At 70.4% G+C, this 26,074-nt stretch carries 19 protein-coding genes; 8 read left to right on the top strand and 11 right to left on the bottom strand.

Annotation, left to right across the window (positions count from 1 at the left end; all coding sequences use genetic code 11):
• Positions 1–166 precede the first annotated feature (166 nt).
• The 10 genes from ACFYWS_RS15685 to ACFYWS_RS15640 form a co-directional block, all read right to left on the bottom strand.
• Positions 167–412 carry a lipopolysaccharide assembly protein LapA domain-containing protein gene (locus tag ACFYWS_RS15685; protein WP_389275483.1) on the bottom strand — a complete coding sequence of 82 codons (246 nt, stop codon included), beginning with the start codon at positions 410–412 and terminating at the stop codon, positions 167–169.
• A gap of 118 nt (positions 413–530) precedes the next feature.
• Positions 531–2,309, bottom strand: coding sequence for a CocE/NonD family hydrolase (locus tag ACFYWS_RS15680; RefSeq protein WP_389275481.1), 1,779 nt, complete (start codon positions 2,307–2,309; stop codon positions 531–533).
• Positions 2,310–2,571: 262 nt separating this feature from the next.
• On the bottom strand, positions 2,572–3,492 hold the full coding sequence (locus ACFYWS_RS15675; RefSeq protein WP_389275478.1) for an LD-carboxypeptidase: 921 nt from the start codon (positions 3,490–3,492) through the stop codon (positions 2,572–2,574).
• Entirely contained in the window at positions 3,489–5,558 is a 2,070-nt protein-coding gene (locus ACFYWS_RS15670; RefSeq protein ID WP_389275475.1) for a prolyl oligopeptidase family serine peptidase, read from the bottom strand. Before ACFYWS_RS15670 ends, ACFYWS_RS15675 begins: the two co-directional genes overlap by 4 nt.
• 55 nt (positions 5,559–5,613) lie before the next feature.
• Positions 5,614–6,960, bottom strand: coding sequence for a M20/M25/M40 family metallo-hydrolase (locus tag ACFYWS_RS15665; RefSeq protein WP_389275472.1), 1,347 nt, complete (start codon positions 6,958–6,960; stop codon positions 5,614–5,616).
• Positions 6,953–7,786, bottom strand: coding sequence for a M55 family metallopeptidase (locus tag ACFYWS_RS15660; protein ID WP_389275469.1), 834 nt, complete (start codon positions 7,784–7,786; stop codon positions 6,953–6,955). The genes ACFYWS_RS15665 and ACFYWS_RS15660 overlap by 8 nt, the downstream gene beginning before the upstream one ends.
• A gap of 168 nt (positions 7,787–7,954) precedes the next feature.
• Complete coding sequence (locus ACFYWS_RS15655) at positions 7,955–8,680, bottom strand: class I SAM-dependent methyltransferase (protein WP_389275465.1); 726 nt, start codon at positions 8,678–8,680, stop codon at positions 7,955–7,957.
• 85 nt (positions 8,681–8,765) lie between these two features.
• Positions 8,766–11,156 (bottom strand): SpoIIE family protein phosphatase, encoded by a 2,391-nt coding sequence (locus tag ACFYWS_RS15650; protein WP_389275462.1) that lies wholly within the window; start codon positions 11,154–11,156, stop codon positions 8,766–8,768.
• 202 nt (positions 11,157–11,358) lie between these two features.
• The gene (locus ACFYWS_RS15645; RefSeq protein ID WP_389275459.1) at positions 11,359–13,767 is read right to left on the bottom strand and encodes an MFS transporter; all 2,409 of its coding nucleotides are present in this window, start codon (positions 13,765–13,767) and stop codon (positions 11,359–11,361) included.
• 206 nt (positions 13,768–13,973) lie between these two features.
• Complete coding sequence (locus ACFYWS_RS15640) at positions 13,974–14,417, bottom strand: SRPBCC family protein (RefSeq protein ID WP_389275456.1); 444 nt, start codon at positions 14,415–14,417, stop codon at positions 13,974–13,976.
• A 183-nt stretch (positions 14,418–14,600) separates the two neighbouring features.
• Between ACFYWS_RS15640 and ACFYWS_RS15635 the strand changes: the two genes are divergently transcribed.
• The gene (locus ACFYWS_RS15635) at positions 14,601–15,641 is read left to right on the top strand and encodes an Rv2578c family radical SAM protein (RefSeq protein WP_389275453.1); all 1,041 of its coding nucleotides are present in this window, start codon (positions 14,601–14,603) and stop codon (positions 15,639–15,641) included.
• A gap of 27 nt (positions 15,642–15,668) precedes the next feature.
• Here ACFYWS_RS15635 and ACFYWS_RS15630 read toward each other — a convergent pair whose 3' ends face one another.
• Entirely contained in the window at positions 15,669–16,241 is a 573-nt protein-coding gene (locus ACFYWS_RS15630; RefSeq protein ID WP_389275450.1) for an adenylosuccinate lyase, read from the bottom strand.
• A gap of 347 nt (positions 16,242–16,588) precedes the next feature.
• On the opposite strand from ACFYWS_RS15630, the gene ACFYWS_RS15625 reads away from it, so the two are divergent.
• From ACFYWS_RS15625 to ACFYWS_RS15595, 7 genes are all read left to right on the top strand, one after another.
• Positions 16,589–18,379 carry a 3-hydroxyacyl-CoA dehydrogenase family protein gene (locus tag ACFYWS_RS15625; RefSeq protein ID WP_389275448.1) on the top strand — a complete coding sequence of 597 codons (1,791 nt, stop codon included), beginning with the start codon at positions 16,589–16,591 and terminating at the stop codon, positions 18,377–18,379.
• 85 nt (positions 18,380–18,464) lie between these two features.
• Positions 18,465–19,289, top strand: a complete 825-nt coding sequence (locus ACFYWS_RS15620; protein ID WP_389275445.1) for a TetR family transcriptional regulator — start codon at positions 18,465–18,467, stop codon at positions 19,287–19,289.
• A 479-nt stretch (positions 19,290–19,768) separates the two neighbouring features.
• On the top strand, positions 19,769–21,106 hold the full coding sequence (gene ccrA, locus ACFYWS_RS15615) for a crotonyl-CoA carboxylase/reductase (RefSeq protein WP_389275442.1): 1,338 nt from the start codon (positions 19,769–19,771) through the stop codon (positions 21,104–21,106).
• Positions 21,107–21,140: 34 nt separating this feature from the next.
• A complete protein-coding gene (locus ACFYWS_RS15610) occupies positions 21,141–23,189 on the top strand; it encodes a protein meaA (RefSeq protein ID WP_389275440.1) in 2,049 nt (682 codons plus the stop codon).
• Positions 23,186–24,151: an HpcH/HpaI aldolase/citrate lyase family protein gene (locus ACFYWS_RS15605; RefSeq protein WP_389275437.1), complete on the top strand. Its 966-nt coding sequence runs from the start codon at positions 23,186–23,188 to the stop codon at positions 24,149–24,151. The genes ACFYWS_RS15610 and ACFYWS_RS15605 overlap by 4 nt, the downstream gene beginning before the upstream one ends.
• A gap of 7 nt (positions 24,152–24,158) precedes the next feature.
• Positions 24,159–24,662 carry a MaoC family dehydratase gene (locus ACFYWS_RS15600; RefSeq protein WP_389275434.1) on the top strand — a complete coding sequence of 168 codons (504 nt, stop codon included), beginning with the start codon at positions 24,159–24,161 and terminating at the stop codon, positions 24,660–24,662.
• Between the two features lie 28 nt (positions 24,663–24,690).
• Positions 24,691–25,896, top strand: coding sequence for an acyl-CoA dehydrogenase family protein (locus tag ACFYWS_RS15595; RefSeq protein WP_389275431.1), 1,206 nt, complete (start codon positions 24,691–24,693; stop codon positions 25,894–25,896).
• Positions 25,897–26,074: the final 178 nt, after the last annotated feature.

The raw sequence follows: 26,074 nt of genomic DNA, 5'->3' as shown, positions 1-26,074 counted from the left end.
GGATGTCCTCGTAGCGGAGCTACTTGGGCATTTCGGCCGTGCCGTAGGGGGTCCCCCCTGCTCGAAGAGCTTGGGGGAGTGCGTGCCGGGCGTCGCGACGCCGCGGAGATCCATCAGAAACGCCCTAGCCACCGTCACCGTCTCGGCCGTGAGCGCCCGACGCCGCTCACTTACGCCTGCGCGACACGAAGTAGCCGCCACAGATCGCCCCGATGACCGCCGTGATCAGCAGCGCCAGGTACAGCGGCACGGTCACCTCGGGGATCAGCAGGCGGATCTTCACGTGCCGGGTGTTCTCGAAGATGAAGACCAGGCCGAGGACGGCCAGGGCGAGTACGCCGATCCTGGCCGGGGTGAACGCGCCGGAGCCGCCGCCTTTCGAGGAGCTCGAACCGCCGCCCTTGGGGCTCATCGGTGGACCCTTCCGTCGTTCCCCCGGAGGGCGGTGCCGCCTCCCCTGCCAAGAATGGCCGGGGAAGCGGCGCGAACGCACAGGTCAGGGGCCCGTACGGGTGACGGTCCCAGGGCTCCTACGGCACGACGGGCAGTTGCAGCGTTCCCGTGTCGTCCGGGGTGCTGGTGACGGTGACCGGCTTGATCCCCTTGTTGCCGCCGTACGCGTCGTCGCTCGCGGCGATCACGAACCGCATCCGGTGCCCCTTCTCGTAGCGGTGCACGATGCCGGGCAGGGAGACCGTGAAGGGGCGGGTGACGTCGGGCACGCGGACCGGGGCGACGAGCCGGTGCACCAGCGTCTTCGAGCCGTCGGGCGCGACGTCGTACAGCTTCGCGAAGAGCACCAGCTTGTCGGCCGCGTCGTCGGAGTTCTGTACGCGCTCCGTCTTCGGCGAGATCACCTTGAGCGTCGCTTTCGGGGCGCCGACGACGTCCGTGGCGGCGGTCAGCGGTTCGGTGGTCCAGTCGAGGTGGGTGCCCTTGGTGTCGTACGGGGCGGGGTCGGACAGGCCGATGAGGCCGGCGAGCGAGGACTCGGAATGGCTGGTCGGGACGAGCCAGTTGCGGTACTCGCGGCTGCCGCGGGCCACCTTCTTCCGGTTGTCGACGAGCTTCCCGTCGCCGGAGAGGTACAGCGTCCGGTTGAGGGCGGGGACGCTCGGCGCGGTCGCGTACGTCCCGTTCGGGTCGGTGATCCAGTCGCGGTAGTAGGCGAACGCGGGTCCGGTGTCGGTGCCGTCCTTCTTGTGCAGATACCGGTCGAACCAGGAGAGCACCCGGCGCCCGACGTAGCTGGTCTCCAGGTTCCCCTCGGAGAGGTTGAGTTCACCGGCGGCCGGGTCGGTGAGGCCGCCGCTGTGGCCCCAGGACTGCCAGATCATCTTGGCGGTGGTGCCCTGGGCGGCGAGCGTGTCGTAGGTCGCCTTGGCCTCGTTCAGGTTGAACAGCGAGTCGGCCTGCCCCTGCACGAGCAGCGTCGGCGCCTTCACCTGCTTCAGGTACGACACCGGGGACACGCTGCGGGCGTAGGAGAGGAGCCGCTGGGTCTCTGCTGCCGGGTAGCGGCCGGAGTTGAGCGTGCGGATGGTGGCGCAGGCGTCGTCGACGAAGTGCAGACAGCCGAGCTTGTTGATCCGGGACGGGTCGAGGGACGGCGAGAGCAGCGGCTGCCCTTCGCCCATGAGGTAGAACCCGTTGGTCCACTGCCACTTGAAGGCGCCGGGGACGTCGGCGGCCTCCGGGCCCTGCGCGTTCTGCGGGTCGAGGGAGTACGCGAGGTCGTTCCAGGTGATCAGTGGGACGAGGGCGTCGACGCGGTGGTCGACGGCGGCCGTGGCCAGCTGGATGGCGCCGCCGTAGGAACCGCCGATCATGCCGACGCGGGGGTCGCCCTTCTTGTCGGCGGTGACGTAGTCGATCTTCGTGCCGTCGTCGGCGGCGCGGGTGCCGGCGAGGAGGTCGACGAGGGCGGAGGCGGCCTTGCCGTCGATACGGGGGTCGTCGAGCGAGATCAGGCAGCCGGACTTGCCGAAGCCGAGGCCCGAGTAGGCGAGCGCGACGTAGCCACGCTGTGCGAAGGCCTTGGCGCTCGCGTCGGTGGAGCCGTCCGCTTTGCTGCCGCCGAAGCCGTTCGTGGTCAGTACGGCGGGGGCGGGGTGCGCGGCGTCGACGCCGGCGGGGCGGTAGAGGTCGGCGTCGACGGTGCAGGTCCGCTCCGCGGTGCGGACGGTGATCTTCAGGGGGGTCGGGGTGACGGGTGCGGGGGTGGTGTCTGCACTGGCGGGTGCGGCCAGGGTTGCCGCGGCGGATACGGCGGCCAGGGCGGCGGCGAGCGTGAGGCGGGATCTGAGCACGGCTACCTCCACGGTGTGCCTTACCGGCGGGTAACGGTAAGTCCGGAGCCATCGTGTGGCACGTGTCAGCAAGGGGCAAGAACCCTGCCGGGTGAATCTCCGTCCAACGCCACGGGGCTCCGCCCCGGACCCCGCTGGCTCTCGTCCGACGGCGGGGCTTGAGAGTGCCGACCGAGCCTTGGGCAATCTGCCGCCTTGGGCGGCATGGTGGGCAAGGCGGCACCCCGGTGCCGCGCAACAGGCCGGTGGCCACGGCCACGGGTCAGGTCAGAGCCGGTACGTCGAGCGTCAACGTTCCCGCGGCCGCGCCCAGTTCACCCGCCGCGCCCATCGGCACCGTCAACGCCCCCTCGCAGTGGCCGAAACCGAACTCCTCCGCCACCGGTACCCCGAGCCCGCCCAACCGATCCACCAGAAGCCCGCGCAGCGGCTCGCAGTCCGACCACGAGCCGAGCAGGATCCCGGCCACACCGTCCAGCAGCCCCCCACGCAGGAGTTGGGTCAGGTAGCGGTCGATCCGGTACGCCTCCTCGCCCACGTCCTCCAGGCACAGCAGCCCACCCCGCACCGAGCCCCGCGCCCCCGCCGTGCCGAGGTCCGCCGCGAGCAGCGACAGGCAGCCGCCGAGGGTGACACCGCGCGCCGTGCCGGGCACCAGGACACCGTGGCCCTCACCCGCGGAGATCACCCGCACCGTCTCGGGCTCGAACAGCGTCGCCCGCAGATGTTCCTGGGCCCGCGGGTTCTTGAGGAAGTCGGCCGTGGCGACCATCGGCCCGTGCAGCGTGCCCACCCCGAGCCGTACCGCGAACGCCTCGTGCAGCGCGGTGATGTCGCTGTAGCCGACGAAGACCTTGGGCCGGGCCGCACGCATCGCTTCCCAGTCGAGGAGGTCGACCATCCGCTGCGCACCGTAGCCACCGCGAGCGCAGAGGACGGCGTCCACGTCCGGGTCGCACCAGGCCCGCTGGAGGTCCGCGGCACGGTCGGCGTCCGCGCCCGCCAGGTAGTCGAACTCCCCGTGCGTGTCCAGGACATGGGGTGCCACGACCGGTTCCAGGTCCCAGCCTCGCAAGATGTCCAGGCCGGTCTGGAGCGCGTCCTCAGGGACCGGGCCGCTGGGGGCGACCACGGCGACCCGCGCGCCCGGAGCCAGCCGCTCCGCGCGGCGCAGTGGCCTCACTTGGCCAGCTCAAGAGTGGGGATGCCGCCCACCTGGATCGTGAACACCTGGGCGTACAGGGAGAGTTCAGCCTCCAGGGCACGCACCAGCGTGTCCGCACGGCGGAATCCGTGGCCTTCGCCCTCGAAGGCGATGTACGCGTGCGGCACCCGGCGCCCCTCTCTCGCCACCCGCTCCAGGAACCGCTCGCACTGGACGGGCGGGCAGATCACGTCGTCGAGGCCCTGGAGGATCAGGAACGGCGCCGAGAGGCGGTCGGCGTGCTCGGCGGGCGAGCGCTCCGCGTAGCGCGCGGGCACCTCGGCGAGCGGGCCGACGAGCGACTCCAGGTACCGGGACTCGAAGTCGTGGGTCTCCCCCTCGGCCCAGCCGGCGAGGTCGAGGATGGGATAGCTGATCGTTCCGCAGGCGTAGACGTCCGTGCTGGTCAGGGAGGCCGCGCTGGTCCAGCCTCCGGCGCTGCCGCCGCGGATGGCGAGCCGCTCGCGGTCGGCGGTGCCCTCTTCGGCGAGGGCCAGCGCGACGGCCGCGCAGTCCTCGACGTCGACGACGCCCCACTGCTCGCGCAGCCGGTTGCGGTACTCCCGCCCGTACCCGGTCGAGCCGCCGTAGTTGACCTCGGCGACGCCGATGCCGCGGGAGGTGAAGTAGGCGATTTCCAGGTCGAGTACGAGGGGCGCGTGGCTGGTGGGGCCGCCGTGCGCCCACACGACGTACGGCGGGAGCTCGTCGTCGGCGGCCACGTGGGTGGGGCTGTGCGGCGGGTAGATGTGGGCGTGGACGTCCCGCCCGTCGGGGCCGGCGAAGACGCGGATCTGCGGTTCCGGGTAGTACACGGGGTCGACCGGGTCGTCGTGCGCGGCGCCGATCACGCGCGTGTGCCCGGTGCCGGTGTCGAGCTCGACGACCTCGGGCGCGGTGCGCGGGCTCGCGGCGACGCCGACGACGCGGCTGCCGTGCACCGCGAGCGTGGCCGACCACGCGGTCCAGGGGCCGGCCGTGTCGACGACCTCGCCGGTCTCCGGGTCGAGGATGCCGAGCGCGGTGGCGCCGACGCCGTGCACGACGGCGATCAGCCCGGCCTCCAGCGGCTTGAACCAGCTCAGGCCGAGCTTCCACATCGGCCCGCCGAACTCCTCGTCGCGGGCGCACAGCGGCCGGGCTCCCCCGCGCGGGGCTTCCCGCCCGCTGGGCAGGTCGAGCCGGTACAGGTTCCACCAGCCGCTGCGGTCGCTGGAGAACAGCAGGCCGCCGTCGAGCGCCCACTCGGCCTGGCAGACGGATTCCTCGACGCCGCCCGCGACGGTCTGCGGCGGGCCGAAGGTGCCGTCGTCGGCGATCTCCGCGAGCAGCAGTTCCGTGCCGTCCCACGGCATCCGCGGGTGGTCCCAGGCGATCCACGCGGCGCGCCGCCCGTCGGGCGAGAGCCGGGCGGTCGTGACGAACCGGTGGGCGTCGTCGGTCAGTTCGCGCACCGCGGCCCGGTCTCCGGCCGCCGAACCGTCGAGCGGTACGGCCGCGACCAGACGTCGCAGGTCGCCGGGGCCCTCGCCGGTGAACTCCTCCAGGACGCACCACACTTCGCCGCGCTCGACGTGCAGCTGCGGGTCGACCCAGCGCAGTCCGCCACCGATGTCCGAGACGGGGGTGAGCGGGCGCGGCTCGGCGCCGGGGGCGTCGGGCTCGTAGGCGTACAGGCGCTGGTCGGCGAAGTTCACGAAGACGACGAGGGCGCCGCGGGGGTCCTCGGGGCGCTCGGCCCCGGCCCAGGGGCGGCCGCCGTACTCGATGACGCGGCTGCGCACGTTCCACGGCGCGGGCAGCACCGACCGCTCGGTGCCGTCGGCGAGGCGGCGCACCAGGGCGCGGCGGCCCGACTCGGTGGGCCGGGGTTCGGTCCACCAGGCCTCGGGGCCGACGAAGCCGACGTACTCGGGCTGCCCGTCGTGGGCCGCCGCCAGCCGGGCGTCGATCGGCGACGGCCAGGATCCGTACTCTCGCGTGTGCAGCATGTCGTCCCCGCCCCGCATTTGTCCGGTGTCCCCCATGTTCTTCGCGTCCGCCATCTTTTCCTAGTCCGTGTTCCTGCGGGTGTTTCCACTGATATGTGTGCGGGGTGGCTCAGGCCGTGCGGAGGAATCTGTCGAGCACGCGCACTCCGAAGTGCAGCGCCTCCACCGGAACCCGCTCGTCCACGCCGTGGAACAGTGCCTGGTAGTCGAAGCCCTCGGGCAGCTTGAGCGGGGCGAAGCCGTAGCCGGTGATGCCGAGCCGGGAGAACTGCTTGGCGTCGGTGCCGCCCGACATGCAGTACGGCACGACGTGGCCCTCGGGCGCGAACTCCTCGACGGCCGCCCGCATCCGCGCGTACGTGGGCGAGTCGACCGGCGCCTGGAGCGCGACCTCGCGGTGGTGGTACTCCCAGTCGACGTCGGGCCCGGTGAGCTGGTCGAGGGTGGCCTTGAACTCGTCCTCGCCGCCCGGCAGATAGCGCCCGTCGACGTGCGCCGTGGCGTCCCCCGGAATGACGTTGATCTTGTAACCGGCGGACAGCATCGTCGGGTTGGCGCTGTTGCGGACCGTCGGCTCGACCAGGGCGGCGGCCGGGCCGAGCGCCGCGAGCAGCGCGTCCACGTCGAAGTCCGGCGCGTCCACGTCGGCCCGGATGCCGTACAGCGCGGCCATCTCCGTCAGCGCGGCGCGCACCGTCGGGGTGAGGCGCACCGGCCACTCGTGCGCGTCGATGCGGGCGACCGCGGCGGCGAGCCGGCCCACCGCGTTGGCCTTGTTGACCTTGGAGCCGTGTCCTGCCTTGCCGCGCGCGGTGAGCTTCAGCCAGCCGGTGCCGCGCTCGCCCGCCGCGATCGGGTACAGCTGCCTGCCGCTGCCGTCGTGGAAGGTGAAGGCTCCGGACTCGCTGATGCCTTCGGTACAGCCTTCGAAGAGGCCGGGGTGCTGGTCGGCGAGGAAGCCCGAGCCGTCCTCGGCGCTGGCCTCCTCGTCGGCGGTGAAGGCGATGACGATGTCGCGCCGGGGCCGGAATCCGACGCGCGCCCACTGGCGTACGGTCGCCAGGATCATCGCGTCCATGTTCTTCATGTCGACCGCGCCGCGGCCCCACACGACGCCGTCGCGCACTTCCCCGGAGAACGGGTCCACGCTCCAGTCGGCCGCCTCGGCGGGCACGACGTCCAGGTGCCCGTGGACGAGCAGGGCGTCGGCCGTCGGGTCGGTGCCCTCGATGCGGGCGACGACGTTGCCGCGGCCCGCGGTGCGCTCCAGGATCGTCGGCTTCAGTCCGGCCTCGGACAGCTTCTCGGCCGCGTACTCGGCGGCGGGCCGCTCCTGGCAGTCGCCTCCGCCGCGGTTCGTGGTGTCGATGCGGATCAGCTCGGAGGTGAACGCGACGACCTCGTCGAGCGCCTGTTGGTCCACGGTCCCGAGAGAGCTCACGGTCTGCTCAGCCATACTGTTCCTCCACCGCGGCCGAGGCGATCGTGGTGACCGCCTTGAAGGTGCGGATGCCCTCGTACATGGTCTCGTGGGTGTACGCGATCTTCCGCTCGCCGACCTGGCGCACGCCCGGCACGACGGTCGAGGCCATCGCGAGGTGCTCGGCGTCGAACTCCACCTGGATCGTGAACGGGCCCGCCTGCACCGGCTCGTGGCGCACCGCGATGGACGCGGCGTCCTTGGCGGCGGACCGGATGTCGGCGGCGGTGCGCGCGGGGGTGCGGCACACGGCCGCGTACCGGGAGACATGGTCCTTGACGGCGACCTTGCGGGCCTCGGGGGCGTACCCGAGCGCGTCGTCGCACGCGTGGTCGTCGCCGGTGACGAGGACGACGGGCACCCCGTACTCGGCCACCACGTGCGCGTTCAGCAGGCCCTCGCTCGCCCGTACGTCGTTGACCCAGACGCCCGTGATCTGGTTCGCCAGGTAGGTGTGCGCGAGCACACCCTCCATGCCGGCGCCCGCGTGGTAGCCGATGAACGCGATGGCGTCGACGTCGCCGTGCTGGACGCCCTCCACCATGGACAGCGACTTGTGCCGCCCGGTGAGCATTTCCACCCGCTCGTCGAGCTGTTCGAGCAGCAGATTGCGCATCGTCCAGTGCGCCTCGTTGATCAGCACCTCGTCGGCGCCGCCGTCGAAGAAGCCGAGCGCCGCCGCGTTCACGTCCGACGTGAACATGGAACGGCAGCGCTCCCACTGCGGTGTGCCGGGGAGGACGTCCGCGGGCCACGTAACGCCCGTGGCGCCCTCCATGTCGGCGCTGATGAGGATCTTCATGGCCAGAACCGTACGCGGATCCGTACGAACCGCACCAGCCCTGTGGGCTGTGTCTCCCCGGGGGACGACCCCCGGACCCCCGGCCGGATAAGCAGGCCCCCTCACCAGCGACGATCCTGCGGCACGGGCCGGTGGCGGCAGGCTCGACCGGCTGCCGGCGCGACGCGGTCAGTCCTCCCGGCCCACCACCAGCCACGTCGACGGCAGCTCGATGCGCCCTCCGTCGGCCGAGAAGTCCGTCGTCACGAGCGGCAGCTCACCCGCGGCGAGGACCGTGAGGCCCGCCGAGGTCATGTACTCGGGCACCACCTCGTCCGATACCTCGCCGGGCGCGATGCCGTGCGAGAACACCTCGCCCAGTTTGGGCGGTGGCCCGGCCGGTCCCGACGCGAGTGCCTCCAGGATCGGCCGCGCCCGCTCCGACAGCTCGACCACGAAGCCGCGTCCGCGCTCGCCGACGAGCGCCGCGATCGCGTCGACGAGCAACTGCCGGTCGGTGGGATCGCTCTGGTGCAGCACGCCCCGCATATAGACATTGACGTCGCCCAACTCGGCGTGCAGCGAGCCCATTTGGTCGTTGTCGGTGGCGTCGAGCTCCCGGTAGTCGGCCTGTCCCGCGGGATCGGCCTCGCGGGCCCGGCCGAGGGCGGCCGCCGACAGGTCGGCGCCGACGACTCTCGGGTAACGGTCGGCGAGGAAGCGGGTCTGCGTGCCGTTGCCACAGCCGAGGTCCACCATGGGCAGGCCGGGAGCCGCCAACTCGGGCTCGAACAGGGCGAGATGGAGCCCCGCCGTCAGAGCGGGCTCGGAGTCCCAGAAAACACCGCCCGGCTCGGGCGAGGCGTCCTCCCAGAAACTCTCCCACGCTTCCTTGTAGCGCTCGCTCACGCTCATGGAACCCTCCCCAGGGTGCGGCAGCCGAAGTGTCAGATCGGTCTACCGCTCCGGGACACGCCCCACAAGCACGCCGTACGCACCTTCACCGGGACGACGCGGAAAGTTCGAACCACACGGTCTTGCCCGTCGCGGTGCGGCTCGTGCCCCACGCGCGCGAGAGCCGCGCCACCACGCGCAGACCCCGCCCGAACTCGTCGCCAGGACCCGCGTTCAGCAGCGTCGGCAGGGCGTGCTCGGTGTCCTCGACCTCGCACAGCAGCGTCCCGGAGCGCACCAGACGCAGCTGCACCGGGCCGCCGCGCGCATGGCAGACGGCATTGGCGACGAGTTCGCCCACGATCTGCTCCGCGGAGTCCGAGATCCCCGGCAGGCCCCACAGCGCGAGCTGATCGCGCACGAGACCACGCGCGCGTGGCACCTCCGCGGGCTCCGGGTCGAAGGTCCAGTGGGCGACGTCGTCCCCCGCGAACCCGTTGAGCCGCGCGAGCAGCAGGGCCACGTCGTCCTTGCGGCCGCCCCTCGTCGCCAGCGTGCGGATGATGGTGTCGCAGGCGTCGTCCATCGACGCGGCCGGGTGGGCGGCGGACTCGCAGAGCGCCGCGAGCCCCACACCGATGTCCTCGCCGCGCACCTCCACCAGGCCGTCCGTGCACATCACCAGGCGGTCGCCGGGCGCGACCGGGACCCGTACGGACTCGAAGGGCACGCCACCGACGCCGATCGGCGCGCCCGTGGGCAGTTCGAGCAGTTCGCTGCCGCCATCGGCGGCGCGTACGAGCACCGGCGGGATGTGCCCGGCGTTGGCGATGTGCAGCTCGCCCGCGATGGGGTCGTAGACGGCGTACAGACACGTCGCGAGGTAGTTGTCGCCAAGGCGCTGCGCCAAGTCGTCGAGATTGCGCAGGAGTTGGGCGGGCGGCAGGTCGAGCGCCGCCATGGTCTGCACGGCGGTCCGTAACTGGCCCATCATGGCAGCCGAGTTGAGCCCGTGCCCCATGACGTCGCCCACGACGAGCGCGGTGCGCGCGCCCGGCAGCTTGATGGAGTCGAACCAGTCGCCGCCGACCCGCCCCAGGAGCGTGCCCGGCAGATAGCGGGTGGCGATGTCACAGCCCGGCATGTGCGGCTCGATGTGCGGCAGCATGCTGTCCTGGAGCGTCTCGGCGACGGCCTCCTGGTAGGTGTACATGCGCGCGTTGTCGAGTACGAGGCCGGCTCGCGCGGCGAGTTCGGCGCCGGTCGCGCGGTCCATGTCGTTGAAGACGGGCCGCTCCTGGTGGCGCAGCAGGATCATGAACCCCAGGACGACATTGCGCGCCTTCAGCGGCACCACCAGCATCGACCGGTGGTTGATCAGCGGCCGGATGTCGCGCTTCTCGAACTGCGACGCGATCGCGTTGCCCATCTCCTCCGAGATGTACGGCACGAGGACCGGGTCGCCGCTGGTCATGCACTGGAAGAACGGGGTGTGCACCGGGAAGGGCATGGACTCGCCCACCGGTACGACATCGTCCCACCGGCCCGGTTCGTCGGTGTGCTCCAGGGCGACGCGGTGCCACATCGTGGTGGCGTCGGGCGCGCCCTCCGGGAAGCCCTCGCCCGCGACGACCTGTTCGCGCAGGTACGTGCCCGCCACGTCGGTGAAGCGCGGCACCACCGCGCGGCTGACCTCGACGATGGTGCGGGACAGGTCGAGGGACGAACCGATGCGCCCGCTCACCTCGTTGAGGAATTCGAGACGGTCGCGCACGGCCGCGTATTCGATGTCCTCCGCGTCCTCGGCGTCCTCTGCGTCGTCGAGCGGTGTGCGCGGGGACGGCACGCCCAGCGCGGTGGCGCGGGCGGCAGCCGCGCGGCGCGCCTTGCGCTCGGTGCGCCTGGACACGCCCCAGTCCGGGGTGACGGGGATCCGGTCGTGCTGACTGAACTCCAGGACCGGATAACCGAGTTCGAGCACCTGTGACACGATCCGCGCGCTCTCGGAGACGCTCATGCTCGGCAGGATCTCGGGCAGCTTGCGCGCCAGTTCGTCCGCCGCCGGGAAGTCCGTGTGCAGCGCGAAGGCTGGGGCTATGCGCTCGGCCTCCGGCCCCTCGTCGCCGCCCAGCCTGCGGGCGTCGGCGGCCAGCACGAGCAGCCGCTCGGGGCCCGGGCCCACCAGGGGGTACGCCCACCACAGGACGTCGATGCGGTCGCGGGGCTCCGCGCTGGTGTCGAGGCGGGCCCGCCCCGCGGCCGGGTAGGACAGCTGTCCGCCGAGCGACTCCTCCAAGTCGTGCGGCGCGGGGCCCTGTTGCGGGAGCGCGCCGGAGACCGGCAGCAGATCGGCGGCGGGGCGGCCCACCGCGTCCTCCTTGGGCGGGCCGAAGAGGCGGCGGGCGCCGCTGCTCCAGTGCGAGACGCGGCCCGCGTGGTCGACCAGGACGACGGCGAGCGGAACGCGGCCCTGCGGGGCTTGACCGGTGCCGTCCATCGCCGCGTTCCTTCCCTCCGGCACGCCGGGGGTGGGTGCCGCCTCTTTCCACGGTACGGCTCCGCCGGGGAACGGGGGGCTTCTTGGCGGTAATTGGAGTGCGCCCCTTGACTTCCCCGTTGCGGCTGTCCGTCCTCCGCCCCCGGGGCTCCGCCCCGGACCCCGCGCCTCAAACGCCGGCGGGGCTTGATTTGTCCCCGTCTCAGTCCTCGTGGCCCAGTTGGAGGTCGCGGTCGGTGCGGGTGCCGCCGGGGACCTGGAGGACCGTGGCGACCGGGGGGTAGCCCGCCGCGATCACCGTGTACTCGCCGGAGGCCAGGTCGACGAAGCGGAACGTGCCGTCCGGGCCCGTCGTCAGGGTGTCCACCACGTTGCCCGCGACATCGAGCAGCGTCACCCGCGCGTCCTCCACCGGGCGGCCGTCACCCGCCCGCACCGTCCCCCGCAGCATCGCCCCTCCCGCGAGCTCCACGTCCTGGCGGGTCTCGCGGGAGGCCATCACCGTCACCGGGAGCGCGGCGGGCCGGAACGCCGGGGCGCTGGCGGCCAGGGTGTACTCGCCGGCCACCAACTCCGCGATGACGTAGGTGCCTTCGCGGCCGGAGCGGGTCGTCGACACGACCTCGCCGTGCACGTTCGTCAGCGTCACGATCGCTTCGCGGACGGGGGTTCCGTCCGCCGTGAGCACCGAACCGGCCAGGCGACCCGCGCCGCCGAGGACCACGTCCAGGTCCACCGGGCGCTCGCCGACCGTGACCGTCACGGCCTGCGGCTGGTGGCCACCGGCCGCCGCGATCAGGACGTACGAACCGGTGCCCGGGGTCGCGAGCGCGTACCGGCCGTCGTCACCGCTCGCGCCGCGGCCGATCTGGGAGCCGCCGATGTCGATGAGGGTGAGCGCGGCGCGCGGCACGGGGGTGCCGTCGGAGTGCCGTACGGTCCCGCAGACCGGGACCCCGGCGGCGTACGCGGTGGTGCGCTCCTGCGAGGGAATGACGCGGGTCTCGGAGCCGGCTGAACTGGACAAGAGAGGGGTCTCCTTGAGGAAGAAGGCGAGGAGCAGGCCCAGGACGAGGACCGGCACCAAGTAGAGGAAGATCCGGGGCATCGCGTCGGCGTACGCCTCGATGTACGGGGTGCGCAGTGCCGCGGGCATCGCGTGCACGAGCTGCGGGGTGATGGACTCGGCGTCGGGCAGGCGCCCGCCGCTGGGGACCCGGTCGGCGAGGGAGTCGGCGAGCCGGTTCGCGAAGAGCGTGCCGAAGATCGCGGCGCCGACGCTGCCGCCGATCTGCCGGAAGTAGTTGTTGGCGCTGGTGGCGGTGCCGAGGTCCGAGGGACGTACGGAGTTCTGCACGGCGAGCACGAGGACGGGCATGATCAGGCCGATGCCCGCGCCCAACACCGCCATGTGGATGCTGTATTCGAGGCGGGGGGTGTCGGCTTCGAGGCGGGAGAGGAGGTACATGCCCGCCGTCGAGAGCGCGCCGCCCAGGATCGGGTAGAGCTTGTATCGGCTCGTGTGGCTGATGAGTTGGCCGGAGACGATGGAGGCGACGACCACCCCGCCCATCATGGGCAGCATCAGCAGACCGGACTCGGTCGCGGACGCTCCGTCGACCATCTGGAGGAACGTCGGCAGATAGCTCGCCGCGCCGAACAGCGCGACGCCGACGACCATGCCGACGAGGCCACTGATGTTGAACACCGAGTCGCGGAACAGCCGCAGCGGGATGAGGGGTTCGGCGGCGAACCTCTCGGCGAGGAGGAAGAGGAGCGTCGAGGCGAGGGCGCCCGCGCCGAGCCCGATGATGACGCGGTCGCCCCACTCGTACTCGGTCCCGCCCCAACTGGTCAGCAGGACAAGGCAGGTGGAGGCGGTGGCCAGCAACAGCGCGCCCAGGACGTCGAGTCGGGGCTTCTTCGTGGGCTTGGGGAGCTTGAGGACGACGGCCGTGACCGCGAGGGTGAGCAGGCCGAACGGGACGTTGATGTAGAAGCACCAGCGCCAGGAGAGGTGGTCGGTGAAGTAGCCGCCGAGCAGCGGGCCCGCGACCGAGGCGAGGCCGAACGCGGCTCCGATCAGGCCCATGTAGCGGCCGCGTTCGCGCGGCGGCACGATGTCACCGATGATCGCCTGCACACCGATCATGAGACCGCCCGCGCCGACGCCCTGGAGGGCGCGGAACGCGATGAGTTGGTCCATCGTCTGCGCGCGGCCCGCGAGCGCGGAGCCGATGACGAAGACGACGATCGCGAACTGGAAGACGCCCTTGCGGCCGAAGAGGTCGCCGAGCTTTCCGTAGATCGGCAGGCCGATGGTCGAGGTCAGCAGGTAGGCGGTGATCGCCCAGGACATCTTGTCCAGGCCGTGCAGTTCGCCGACGATCCGGGGCAGCGCCGTGGCGACGATCATCTGCTCCAGGGCGGCGAGCAGCAGCGCCAGCATCAGGCTGACGAAGACCATGCGCACGCGGCGCGGGCTGAGCCCGTGGCCGGGCAACTCGGCGGGTTCCGCGGGCCGTTGCGGCTCCTGCGGGAGATCGGACCGGGGATCGGGCGGGGCCACCGGCTCCCCGGCCGGATCGGTCACCAGTGTCACCGTGCCCACCTGCAGCTCCCCTCGTCGCCCTTGCGGCCATTTCTCGCATTACGCGACAACTGGGGGCAAGCGCGACGAGTCGCTGTCCAGGTGGGCCGGATCGACGTATCCGCCGGTAGGAGCCCTACGGCGTACAACGGCGGCAAAACGAGAACCACTCGAAACGGTGAGCGGCGAATCAGTGCGCGAGGGTCACAACTACGCGCGCACGCGGGTCACTTCTCGACTTCGGTCGCGAGCCCCGCGAGCACGGCGTCGTAGATGCGGCCGAGGCCCTTGGGGGCGAAGGTCTTCTCGAAGAAGCCGCCGATGCCGCCCGCGCCGTTCCACACGGTCGTGACGACGACGCGGGACTGTCCGTCGCCGGCGGGCGTGACGCGCCACGTCGTGACCATCGAGGAGTTGCGGTCCTTCTCGACGAGCTCGCCGTCGGTCGGCTCGGTCACGTCGAGCAGGCAGTCGCGCACGCGCTTGCTGGTGGCCTGGAGCTTCCAGTGCACGAGCGTGCCCTCGCCGTCGCCACCCTCGCGCACCTCGTACTCGCTGTACTGCTCGGGGAGCATCTTCGCGCGCGTGCCGCTGTAGTCGGCGAGGGCGTCGAAGACGTCGTCCGGCTTGGCGGCGACGACACGTTCCGTGGTGGCCTCGACCTGCGCCATGACTCTTCCTCCAGCAATTGGTTCTTCAGGGGCCGCCTGGACCGGCCCATGAGCGGTGTCAAGACAACCACCCTCTGTACCGGCCGCCCAAATCGGGGCCCGGCCCCACGTCGGGCCCAGACCGCTCGCACGATCAAGGGAACATGTGTTCTATTCTGTGGTCAGTGCTATCGAGGAGGCGTCATGCGCTGGGAGAACCTCACGGACGAGCCCACCGATCACGGGCGAGCCCGGGACGCCGCGCTGTTCGGCGCGGACGCGGTCGTGAGCCGCACCTTCGACACCCCCGAGTTCGCGGGCGTCACATTCCACGAGATCAGGGCCCGGTCGATCGTGAACCGGGTGCCGGGGGCGTCCCGGATGCCGTTCGAGTGGACCGTCAATCCGTACCGTGGCTGTACTCACGCGTGCGTCTACTGCTTCGCCCGCAACACCCACCGCTATCTCGACCTCGACACCGGGCTCGGCTTCGACAGCCAGATCGTGGTGAAGGTGAACGCGCCGCAGCTGCTGCGCCACCATCTCGCCTCGCGCCGCTGGCACGGCGAGCACATCGCGATGGGCACGAACGTCGACTGCTATCAACGAGCCGAAGGCCGCTACCAGTTGATGCCCGGCATCATCGAGGCGCTGCGCGACTACGCGAACCCGTTCTCGATCCTGACGAAGGGCACGCTGATCCTGCGCGACCTGCCGCTGCTTCGCCAGGCGGCCGAGGTGACGGACGTCGGGATCTCGGTGTCGGTCGGCTTCGTGGACCGGGAGCTGTGGCGCACCGTCGAGCCGGGCACGCCCGCGCCCGAGCGCCGCCTCGATGTCGTACGCGCGCTCACCGACGCGGGCATCGACTGCGGGGTCCTGATGGCCCCGGTGATCCCCTTCCTGGGCGACCACCCCGACCAGCTGCGGGCGACGGTCCGCGCCATCGCCCAGGCGGGCGCGACGTCCGTGACCCCGCTGGTCCTGCACCTGCGCCCCGGCGCCCGCGAGTGGTTCATGGGCTGGCTGGCGCAGCACCACCCGCACCTGGTGCGGCGCTACGAGCGGCTGTACGCGGAGGGCGCCTACGCCCCGAAGTGGTACCAGCGGCGCGTGACCCGCCAGGTCCACGAACTGGCCGAGGAGTTCGGCATCGGCCCGTCCCGGGCGGCCGCGCCCCGCCGCATCCCCGTACGCGAGGAGGAGCCGACCGCCGAGGCCCCGACCCAGCTCACCCTGCTGTGAGGACGGCCGCCCGACACGCCTCCCGCCTCACCCCCGCGGCAGTCTCGCCAGCGCCGCCTCCGCCGCCATCGCGAGGCGCTGGTGCGTGGCCGCCTCCTTCAGTACGTCGCGGGCCCGCGGGTCGGCGAGGCTGCCCAGGCCCTCCACACAGGCCAGTGCCACCTTGCGGTACGGGTCGTGCGGGACGAGGCGGCGACGGAGCGTGGCGATCAGGGCCGGGGCGGACTCCGGGGCGCGGAGCTGGGTGAGGAGGCGGACGGGGTGCAGGGCGTAGGCGACGCGGAGCTCGTTCGTCGCCAGGGCCGCGGCCGCCCGCGCCGTACGCGGGTCGCCCAGCGCGGCCAGCGCCCGCGCCGCCGCGGCGCAGCGCTGCGGGTCACGGTGGTTGAGCAGCAGGACGAGGGCTTCGAAGGCGCGGCCGTCACCCGCTGTGCCGAGCCGGTACGCCGCCAGCTCCCGCGCCCACAGCGGCTGCTGCGGCGCGGTCAGCACCGCCGCCAGCTCATCCCTGTCGTGGGTGGCGGCCAGCTGCTCGAACGCGGGCGTTCCGCCGGATTCCTTCCGAATGCGTTCCGTTACCGTTCGCGACTCTTCGTCCATGACGTCGAGGGTAGACGCGCACGGCCTGCGGCGACGTAGATCACAGCGACCTTTCAACAGTGGGGACTGGCGCGCTCGTTACTCGCTGGTTAAGCTCAGGTGAGCGGGGCATACTTCCCGCAGCACTGCTCGCGCGGCCTGGTGACGCAGCCGTCGTGAGTGTCAGTCGGTTCGGTACCCGTGTGTACCGCAGTACGGCTCGGCCCCGGGACAGGGCCGCCGGTTCGATTCAACTCCCGCACTGCTCACGCCTGTTGGCGACCCGCGCGCATTCCGCGCCTGTCGGCTCGCGTGCGTGCGGCGGATCAGTCGCAGCAGTCCTCACCCTCATTCTCTGGAGTTCCCAGATGGACGCTCCCCTGTCCCGTATCTCTACCGTGGCCGTCGTCGGCCTCGGCACCATGGGCACCGGCATCGCCGAGGTCCTGGCCCGTGCCGGGCGCGAGGTCGTCGGCATCGACATCAGCGAGTCCGCCACCGCCCAGGCCGTGGCGTCCCTGGAGGCCTCGACGGCGCGTGCGGTGCGCCGCGAGCACCTCACCGAGCAGCAGCGGGCGGACCTGCTCGCCCGCTTCCGTACGTTCACCGACCTTCAGGCAGCGGCCGAGGCCGACCTGGTGATCGAGGTCGTCCCGGAGTCGTACGAGATCAAGCAGCAGGTGTTCCGCGAGCTCGACGGCATCGTGCGCCCCGACACCGTCCTCGCGACCGGCACCAACGCGCTCTCGGTGACCCGGCTCGCCGCCGATTCGGCGCGGCCCGAGCGCGTTCTCGGCCTGCACTTCTTCAATCCGGCGCCGGCGATGAAGCTCGTCGAGGTGGTCTCCAGCGTGCTGACCGCGCCGGCCGCCGTCGCCACGGTCACCGATCTCGCCATCGAGCTGGGCAAGGACCCGGTGGCGGTCGGCGACCGGCCCGGCTTCGTCGCCGACGGGCTGCTCTTCGGCTACCTCAACCAGGCCGCCGCCATGTACGAGGCCAAGTACGCCTCGCGCGAGGACATCGACGCCGCGATGAAGCTGGGCTGCGGCCTTCCGATGGGCCCGCTGGCGCTGCTCGACCTGATCGGCGTCGACACGGCGCGCACCGTGCTCGACGCCATGTACGCCGAGTCGCACGACCGGCTGCACGCCCCGGCCCCGGTCCTCAAGCAGCTCAGCGAGGCGGGTCTGACCGGGCGCAAGGCGGGCCGCGGCTTCTACACGTACGAGGCGCCGGGCAGCTCCGTCGTGGTGCGTGACGCACTCACGCCGCTGAGCGACGCGATCACCGGCCCCTCCCGCACCGTCCGCTCCGTCGGTGTCGCGGGCTCGGGGACGATGGCCTCCGGGATCGCCGAGGTGTTCGCGAAGGCCGGGTACGAGGTGGTCCTCGCGGCCCGCAGCGAGGAGAAGGCGGAGGCGGCCAAGTCCCGTATCGGCAAGTCGCTTCGGCGCTCCGTCGACAAGGGCCGGATGACCGCCGAGAACGCCGAGCAGGCGCTCGCGCGCGTCTCCCCCGCCGGTTCCTACGACGCGTTCGCCGATGTCGATCTGGCGCTGGAGGCCGTCGCCGAGGACCTCGACGTCAAGCGGCAGCTGTTCGCGACGTTCGACAAGGTCTGCAAGCCGGGCGCGATCCTCGCGACCACGACCTCCTCGCTGCCCGTCGTCGCCTGCGCCCGCGCGACCTCGCGCCCGCAGGACGTCATCGGGATGCACTTCTTCAACCCGGCCCCGGCGATGAAGCTGGTCGAGGTCGTGCGCACGGTGCTCACGTCCGACGAGGTGCACGCCACCGTCCGCGAGCTGACGCAGAAGATCCGTAAGCACCCCGTGGACTGCGGGGACCGGGCCGGGTTCATCGTGAACGCGCTGCTCTTCCCGTACCTGAACAACGCGATCAAGATGGTCCAGGAGCACTACGCGACGCTCGACGACATCGACGCCGCGATGAAGCTCGGCGGCGGCTACCCGATGGGCCCGTTCGAACTGCTCGACGTGGTGGGCCTGGACGTCTCCCTCGCCATCGAGCGCGTGCTGCACCGCGAGTTCCGCGACCCGGGCCTCGCACCCGCACCGCTCCTGGAGCACCTGGTGGCCGCGGGCTGCCTCGGCCGCAAGACGGGCCGTGGTTTCCGCGAATATGCCAAGCGCTGATTCGTCCGGGGAGGCGGCATCCGGTTGGGGTGGGCTGTTCGGGGAGCCGGGCGGCCCGCTGACCGGGGCACCACCGGGCACGTACATGCAGTACGTTCGGGGCATGCCCAAGGCCGACCAGTCCTCTCGTACCTCCGCCACGCCCGACGCCCCGGAGAGCGCCGCGGGCAATCGGGCCGCCGCCCAGCGGCTCAAGATGCGCCGTGAGCTCGCGGCGGCGGCGATGGAACTCTTCGCCACGAAGGGGTACGAGGCGACGACGGTCGACGAGATCGCCGCGACCGCCGGGGTCGCCCGGCGCACGTTCTTCCGGCACTTCCGTTCCAAGGAAGAGGCGATCTTCCCGGACCACGACGACACCCTGGTGCGCGCGGAGGCCGTCCTGAACGCGGCGCCGCCCCTGGAGCACCCGCTGGACACGGTGTGCCGGGGCATCAAGGAAGTCATGAAGATGTACGCGGGCTCCCCCTCGGTGGCGGTGGCGCGCTACCGGCTCACCCGCGAGGTGCCGACGCTGCGGCAGGCCGAGATCGCCTCGGTCTCCCGCTACGAGCGCCTCTTCACCCGCTATCTCCTCGGCCACTTCGACGAGCAGGACCACCACGACGGCAACGACGACCCGTTGCTCGCCGAGGTGGCCGCCTCCGCCGTCGTCACGGCCCACAACCACGTGCTGCGCCGCTGGCTGCGGGCCGGCGGCCAGGGCGACGTCGAGACCCAGCTCGACCACGCCTTCGCCATCGTGCGCCGCACGTTCGGCACCGGCATCGGCGCCGGCCGCACCCCGGCCGCGCCCTCGGCCCCCGCGCAGGTCTCGCGGAACGGCGAGGTCCTGGTGACGGTGGCCCGCACGGACGCGCCGCTTCCGGAGGTCATGCGCACGATCGAAGAGGCGCTCAGGAACCGGTAGCGGGTCCGGCCCACCTCGAAGGCGCCCCACCTGGCACGCAGTGCCAGGTGGGGCGCCTTTTTCATACCCGTTCCACACCGCCGCCGACCGTGGTGATCGATCATCGATCCCTTCCAGGGCCGGAAACCCGCCCCTGACCTCGCCTGATCGATCATCGCTCACCTGCACGGCAAAAAGTTCACCTGAGCGAAACTAATGGCACGCAGTGCCTTGTGCGCTGTCACGGCGTGTCATACCTTGAAGGTGTCCGGGCGGCCGGCGCACAGAGAACTTCCGTGCGGAGGCTGTCCCCGCGAGGCACGCACGACCGTGATTCGCGCGCCCGGACGCCTGCGTCACAGGCAACCTTCCGCGCCACACCAAGCGCTGCCAGAGCACCACCCCCGCCGAACCGACGGCACACCACCAGCACCACCGCAGCCATCAGCCACATCCCGACTCAGCGTTCCCCTCAAACGCGAAACGCCGGAGGCACCACCGTGAAGGACATCCTGGACGCGATTCAGTCGCAGACCGCCACGTCTGCCGACTTCGCCGCCATGCCGCTCCCCGACTCCTACCGCGCGATCACCGTGCACAAGGACGAGGCGGAGATGTTCGCCGGGCTCGACACCCGCGAGAAGGACCCACGCAAGTCGATCCACCTGGACGACGTGCCGGTGCCCGAACTCGGCCCGGGCGAGGCCCTGGTGGCCGTGATGGCCTCCTCGGTCAACTACAACTCCGTGTGGACCTCGATCTTCGAGCCGGTGTCCACCTTCAGCTTCCTGGAGCGCTACGGCCGCCTCAGCGAACTCACCAAGCGCCACGACCTGCCGTACCACGTCATCGGCTCCGACCTCGCGGGCGTCGTGCTGCGCACCGGACCCGGCGTCAACGCCTGGCACCCGGGCGACGAGGTCGTCGCGCACTGCCTCAGCGTCGAGCTGGAGTCGAGCGACGGCCACAACGACACGATGCTCGACCCCGAGCAGCGCATCTGGGGCTTCGAGACCAACTTCGGCGGCCTGGCCGAGGTCGCACTGGTGAAGTCCAACCAGCTGATGCCGAAGCCGGACCACCTCAGCTGGGAGGAGGCCGCCGCTCCCGGCCTCGTGAACTCCACCGCGTACCGCCAGCTCGTGTCGCGCAACGGCGCCGGGATGAAGCAGGGCGACAACGTCCTCATCTGGGGCGCCTCGGGCGGACTCGGCAGTTACGCCACGCAGTTCGCGCTCGCCGGCGGCGCCAACCCCATCTGCGTCGTCAGCAGCGAGCAGAAGGCCGACATCTGCCGGGCCATGGGCGCCGAGGCGATCATCGACCGCAGCGCCGAGGGCTACAAGTTCTGGAAGGACGAGCACAACCAGGACCCGCGCGAGTGGAAGCGGTTCGGCAAGCGGATCCGTGAACTGACGGGCGGCGAGGACGTCGACATCGTCTTCGAGCACCCGGGCCGCGAGACCTTCGGCGCCTCCGTCTACGTCACGCGCAAGGGCGGCACCATCGTCACCTGCGCCTCGACCTCCGGTTACAACCACGAGTACGACAACCGCTACCTGTGGATGTCGCTGAAGCGCATCATCGGCTCGCACTTCGCCAACTACCGCGAGGCGTGGGAGGCGAACCGGCTGATCTCCAAGGGCAAGATCCACCCGACGCTGTCGAAGGTCTACTCGCTGGAGGACACCGGGCAGGCCGCCTACGACGTGCACCGCAACCTCCACCAGGGCAAGGTCGGCGTCCTCGCGCTCGCCCCCGAGGAGGGCCTCGGCGTGCGCGACCACGAGAAGCGGGCGCAGCACATCGACGCCATCAACCGGTTCCGGAACGTCTGACCTTCCGTCTGAACTCCCGTAGGAGACAGTGCAGATGACTGAGCGCCAGAAGGACCGGCCGTGGCTGATGCGCACGTACGCCGGTCACTCCACGGCCGAGGCGTCCAACGAGCTGTACCGGCGCAACCTCGCCAAGGGGCAGACGGGTCTGTCGGTCGCCTTCGACCTGCCGACCCAGACCGGGTACGACCCCGACCACACCCTCGCGCGGGGTGAGGTCGGCCGCGTCGGCGTCCCGGTGTCCCATCTCGGTGACATGCGGCGGCTGTTCCAGGACATCCCCCTGGAGCAGATGAACACCTCGATGACGATCAACGCCACCGCCATGTGGACCCTGGCGCTCTATCAGGTCGTCGCGGAGGAGCAGGGCGCGGATCTCGCCGCGCTCCAGGGCACGACGCAGAACGACATCGTCAAGGAGTACCTGTCGCGGGGCACCCACGTGTTCCCGCCGGGGCCCTCGCTCCGTCTGACCACCGACATGATCGCGTACACGGTGGCGAACATGCCGAAGTGGAACCCGATCAACATCTGCAGCTATCACCTCCAGGAGGCGGGGGCCACTCCGGTCCAGGAGATCGCCTACGCGATGTCCACCGCCATCGCGGTTCTCGATGCCGTACGCGACTCAGGGCAGGTCCCCGAGGAGAAGTTCGGGGACGTCGTGGCCCGCATCTCCTTCTTCGTGAACGCGGGAGTCCGGTTCATCGAGGAGATGTGCAAGATGCGGGCGTTCGGGCGGATCTGGGACCAGATCACGCGCGAGCGGTACGGCATCGAGAACGCGAAGCAGCGCCGCTTCCGGTACGGGGTGCAGGTCAACTCGCTCGGCCTGACCGAGGCGCAGCCCGAGAACAACGTCCAGCGGATCGTCCTGGAGATGCTGGCCGTGACGCTGAGCAAGGACGCGCGCGCCCGCGCCGTCCAACTCCCGGCCTGGAACGAGGCGTTGGGCCTGCCCCGCCCCTGGGACCAGCAGTGGTCCCTGCGCATCCAGCAGGTCCTCGCCCACGAGAGCGACCTCCTTGAGTACGAGGACATCTTCGCGGGCTCGCACGTCATCGAGAAGAAGGTCGACGAGCTGGTCGCCGAGTCCTTCGCCGAGATCGACCGGATCCAGGAGATGGGCGGCGCCATGGCCGCCGTCGAGTCGGGCTACCTGAAGTCGCACCTCGTGTCGTCGCATGCCGAGCGTCGGGCCCGGATCGAGGCCGGCGAGGAGAAGATCGTCGGCGTCAACATCTACGAGTCGACCGAGCCGAACCCGCTCACCGCCGACCTGGACACCGCGATCATGACGGTGGACCACGACGTCGAGGCCAGGGTCGTCCGCGCCATCGGTGACTGGCGTACGACGCGTGAGGAGTCCTCCGACCGGCAGGGCATGGGCGATCCGTTCCACTACCCGACCACCCGGCAGGCGCTTGAGCGCCTCAAGGAGGCCGCGGCGGGCACGGAGAACCTCATGGAGGCCACCCTCGAATGCGCCCGCTCCGGGGTCACGACCGGCGAGTGGGCGGCGGCGCTGCGCGAGGTGTTCGGCGAGTTCCGCGCCCCCACGGGCGTCTCGTCGGCGCCGGTCGCGGTGACCGCCGAGGAGGGCACGCCGCTCGCGGAGGTCCGCGAGAAGGTCCGCCGCACCGGCGACGAACTGGGCGGCAAGCTCCGCCTGTTGGTCGGCAAGCCGGGCCTGGACGGGCACTCCAACGGCGCCGAGCAGATCGCCGTGCGGGCCCGCGACGCCGGGTTCGAGGTGGTCTACCAGGGCATCCGGCTCACACCGGAGCAGATCGTGTCCGCCGCGCTCGCCGAGGACGTGCACTGCGTAGGCCTGTCGATCCTGTCCGGCTCGCACGCCGAGCTGGTGCCCGACGTGCTCGCCCGCCTGAGTGAGGCGGGCGCCACCGACATCCCCGTGATCGTCGGCGGCATCATCCCCAACGCCGATGCCGAGGACCTGAAGCGGGCGGGTGTGGCCGCCGTCTTCACCCCCAAGGACTTCGGCATCACGGAGATCATCGGCCGTATCGTCGACGAGATCCGCACAGCGAACCACCTCGACCCACTGGAGGTCCCCGCATGACCAGCCCTGTCAACCGCCTTCGGCCGCGCCGCTCCTGCCTCGCCGTCCCCGGCAGCAACCCCCGCTTCCTGGAGAAGGCCCAGGGCCTCGACGCCGACCAGGTCTTCCTCGACCTGGAGGACGCCTGCGCGCCGCTCGCCAAGCCCGAGGCGCGGCACACCATCGTGAAGTTCCTCAACGAGGGCGACTGGACGGGCAAGACGCGCGTCGTGCGGGTCAACGACTGGACGACCGAGTGGACGTACCGGGATGTCGTGACCGTCGTCGAGGGTGCGGGGCAGAACCTCGACTGCATCATGCTGCCGAAGGTGCAGAGCGCCGAGCAGGTCGTCGCGCTCGACCTTCTGCTCACCCAGATCGAGAAGACGATGGGCTTCGAGGTCGGCAAGATCGGCATCGAGGCGCAGATCGAGAACGCGCAGGGCCTCAACAACGTCAACGCGATCGCCGAGGCCTCGCCGCGCACCGAGACGATCATCTTCGGCCCGGCCGACTTCATGGCCTCCATCAACATGAAGTCCTTGGTCGTCGGCGAGCAGCCGCCCGGCTACGGCGCCGACGCGTACCACTACATCCTGATGAAGATCCTGATGGCGGCCCGTGCCAACGACCTCCAGGCGATCGACGGCCCGTACCTGCAGATCAAGAACGTCGACGGCTTCCGCGAGGTCGCGGGCCGCGCCGCCGCGCTCGGCTTCGACGGCAAGTGGGTCCTGCACCCCGGCCAGGTCGAGGCCGCCAACGAGGTCTTCTCGCCCTCCCAGGAGGACTACGACCACGCCGAGCTGATCCTGGACGCGTACGACTACTGCACGTCCGAGGCCGGCGGCAAGAAGGGCTCCGCGATGCTCGGCGACGAGATGATCGACGAGGCCAGCCGGAAGATGGCACTCGTCATCTCCGGGAAGGGACGTGCGGCCGGCATGAAGCGCACGTCCAAGTTCGAGATCCCGGAGGCGTGACACCACCATGCAGTTCGGCCGCACCTACGAAGAGTTCACCGTCGGGGACGTCTACAAGCACTGGCCCGGAAAGACGGTCACCGAGTACGACGACCACCTCTTCTGTCTTCTGACGATGAACCACCATCCGCTCCACATGGACACGAACTATGCGGAGAAGACGACGGACTTCGGCAAGAACGTCGTCGTCGGGAACTACATCTACTCGCTCCTCCTCGGGATGTCCGTCCCCGACGTGTCGGGCAAGGCGATCGCCAACCTGGAGGTCGAGTCGCTCAAGCACGTGGCACCGACCTTCCACGGCGACACCATCTACGGCGAGACCAAGGTCCTGGACAAGACTCCGTCCAAGTCGAAATCGGACCGGGGCATCGTCTACGTAGAGACCAAGGGCTACAAGCAGGACGGCACGGTCGTCTGTGTCTTCCGCCGCAAGGTGATGGTGCCCACGGAGACGTACATCAAGGAGCGCGGCGGCGAACAGCCCGGCCGCCCCACGCCTTCCTTCTAAAGACAAGCGGGAGAGAGAAGAAGCAACCATGAGCCGACTCGCCCAGACCCACGGCCTGACCGATGTGCAGCGGGAAATCCTCGCCACGGTCAGGGACTTCGTCGACAAAGAGATCCTCCCGGTCGCGACCGAACTCGAGCACCGTGACGAGTACCCGCAAGCGATCGTCGACGGGCTCAAGGAGTTGGGCCTGTTCGGGCTGATGATTCCCGAGGAGTACGGGGGCCTCGGCGAGTCGCTGCTCACGTACGCGCTGTGCGTGGAGGAGATCGCGCGCGGCTGGATGTCGGTCTCCGGCATCATCAACACCCACTTCATCGTCGCCTACATGCTCAAGCAGCACGGGACGCAGGAGCAGAAGGATCACTTCCTGCCCCGTATGGCGCTCGGCGAGGTGCGCGGCGCATTCTCCATGTCCGAACCGGGACTTGGCTCCGACGTGTCGGCCATCACGTCAAAGGCGGTTAAGGACGGCGACAGTTACCTTCTGAACGGCCAGAAGATGTGGCTGACGAACGGCGGTTCGTCAACGCTCGTGGCGGTTCTCACGCGAAGTGATGAAGGTCACCCGGAGGGCTCCGCGCCGCACAAGTCGATGACGACCTTCCTCGTGGAGAAGGAGCCCGGTTTCGGAGAGGTCCGTCCGGGCCTCACCATTCCCGGGAAGATCGACAAGATGGGGTACAAGGGCGTCGACACGACCGAACTCATCATGGATGACCTGCGCATTCCGGCCAATCGCGTACTGGGCGGGGAGACCGGCCGGGGCTTTTACCAAATGATGGACGGCGTGGAAGTCGGGCGCGTGAATGTCGCGGCGCGTGGCTGTGGCGTCGCACAGCGTGCATTTGAACTGGGTGTCGATTACGCGCAGCAACGGCACACATTCGGAAAGCCCATCGCGCAGCACCAGGCGATCCAGTTCAAGTTGGCCGAGATGGCCACCAAGGTCGAGGCCGCCCATGCGATGATGGTCAATGCAGCACGCAAAAAGGACTCCGGGGAGCGAAACGACCTTGAGGCAGGGATGGCCAAGTACCTGGCCTCCGAATACTGCAAGGAAGTCGTGGAGGACGCGTTCCGGATCCACGGCGGCTACGGCTTCTCGAAGGAGTACGAGATCGAGCGTCTCTACCGCGAGGCACCGATGCTGCTGATCGGCGAAGGTACCGCCGAGATCCAGAAAATGATCATTGGTCGTCGACTCCTCGAGGAGTATCGATCCCAAGGCTGATCCTGGGCCAGATGTCCGTTTACGGGGTGTTTCTTCGCGAAGAAGATCACACCCCGTAGGCGCGCTCCGGGGGATGCCTGCCGTCCGATGTGGCTTCCTGGCTTGCCCAGTTGTGGCTCGCAACCGATAGCATCCCCGGAAAAGCCGCCGTCCCCCCGTAAACTGCGCGGCCTCATCC

Origin of the sequence: Streptomyces sp. NPDC002795 (genome assembly GCF_042888725.1) — a bacterium.
In the GTDB taxonomy this organism is placed as follows: Bacteria; Actinomycetota; Actinomycetes; order Streptomycetales; family Streptomycetaceae; genus Streptomyces.
The sequence above is the reverse complement of the archived record's forward strand: the minus strand, read 5'-3'. Positions and strand labels throughout refer to the sequence as shown.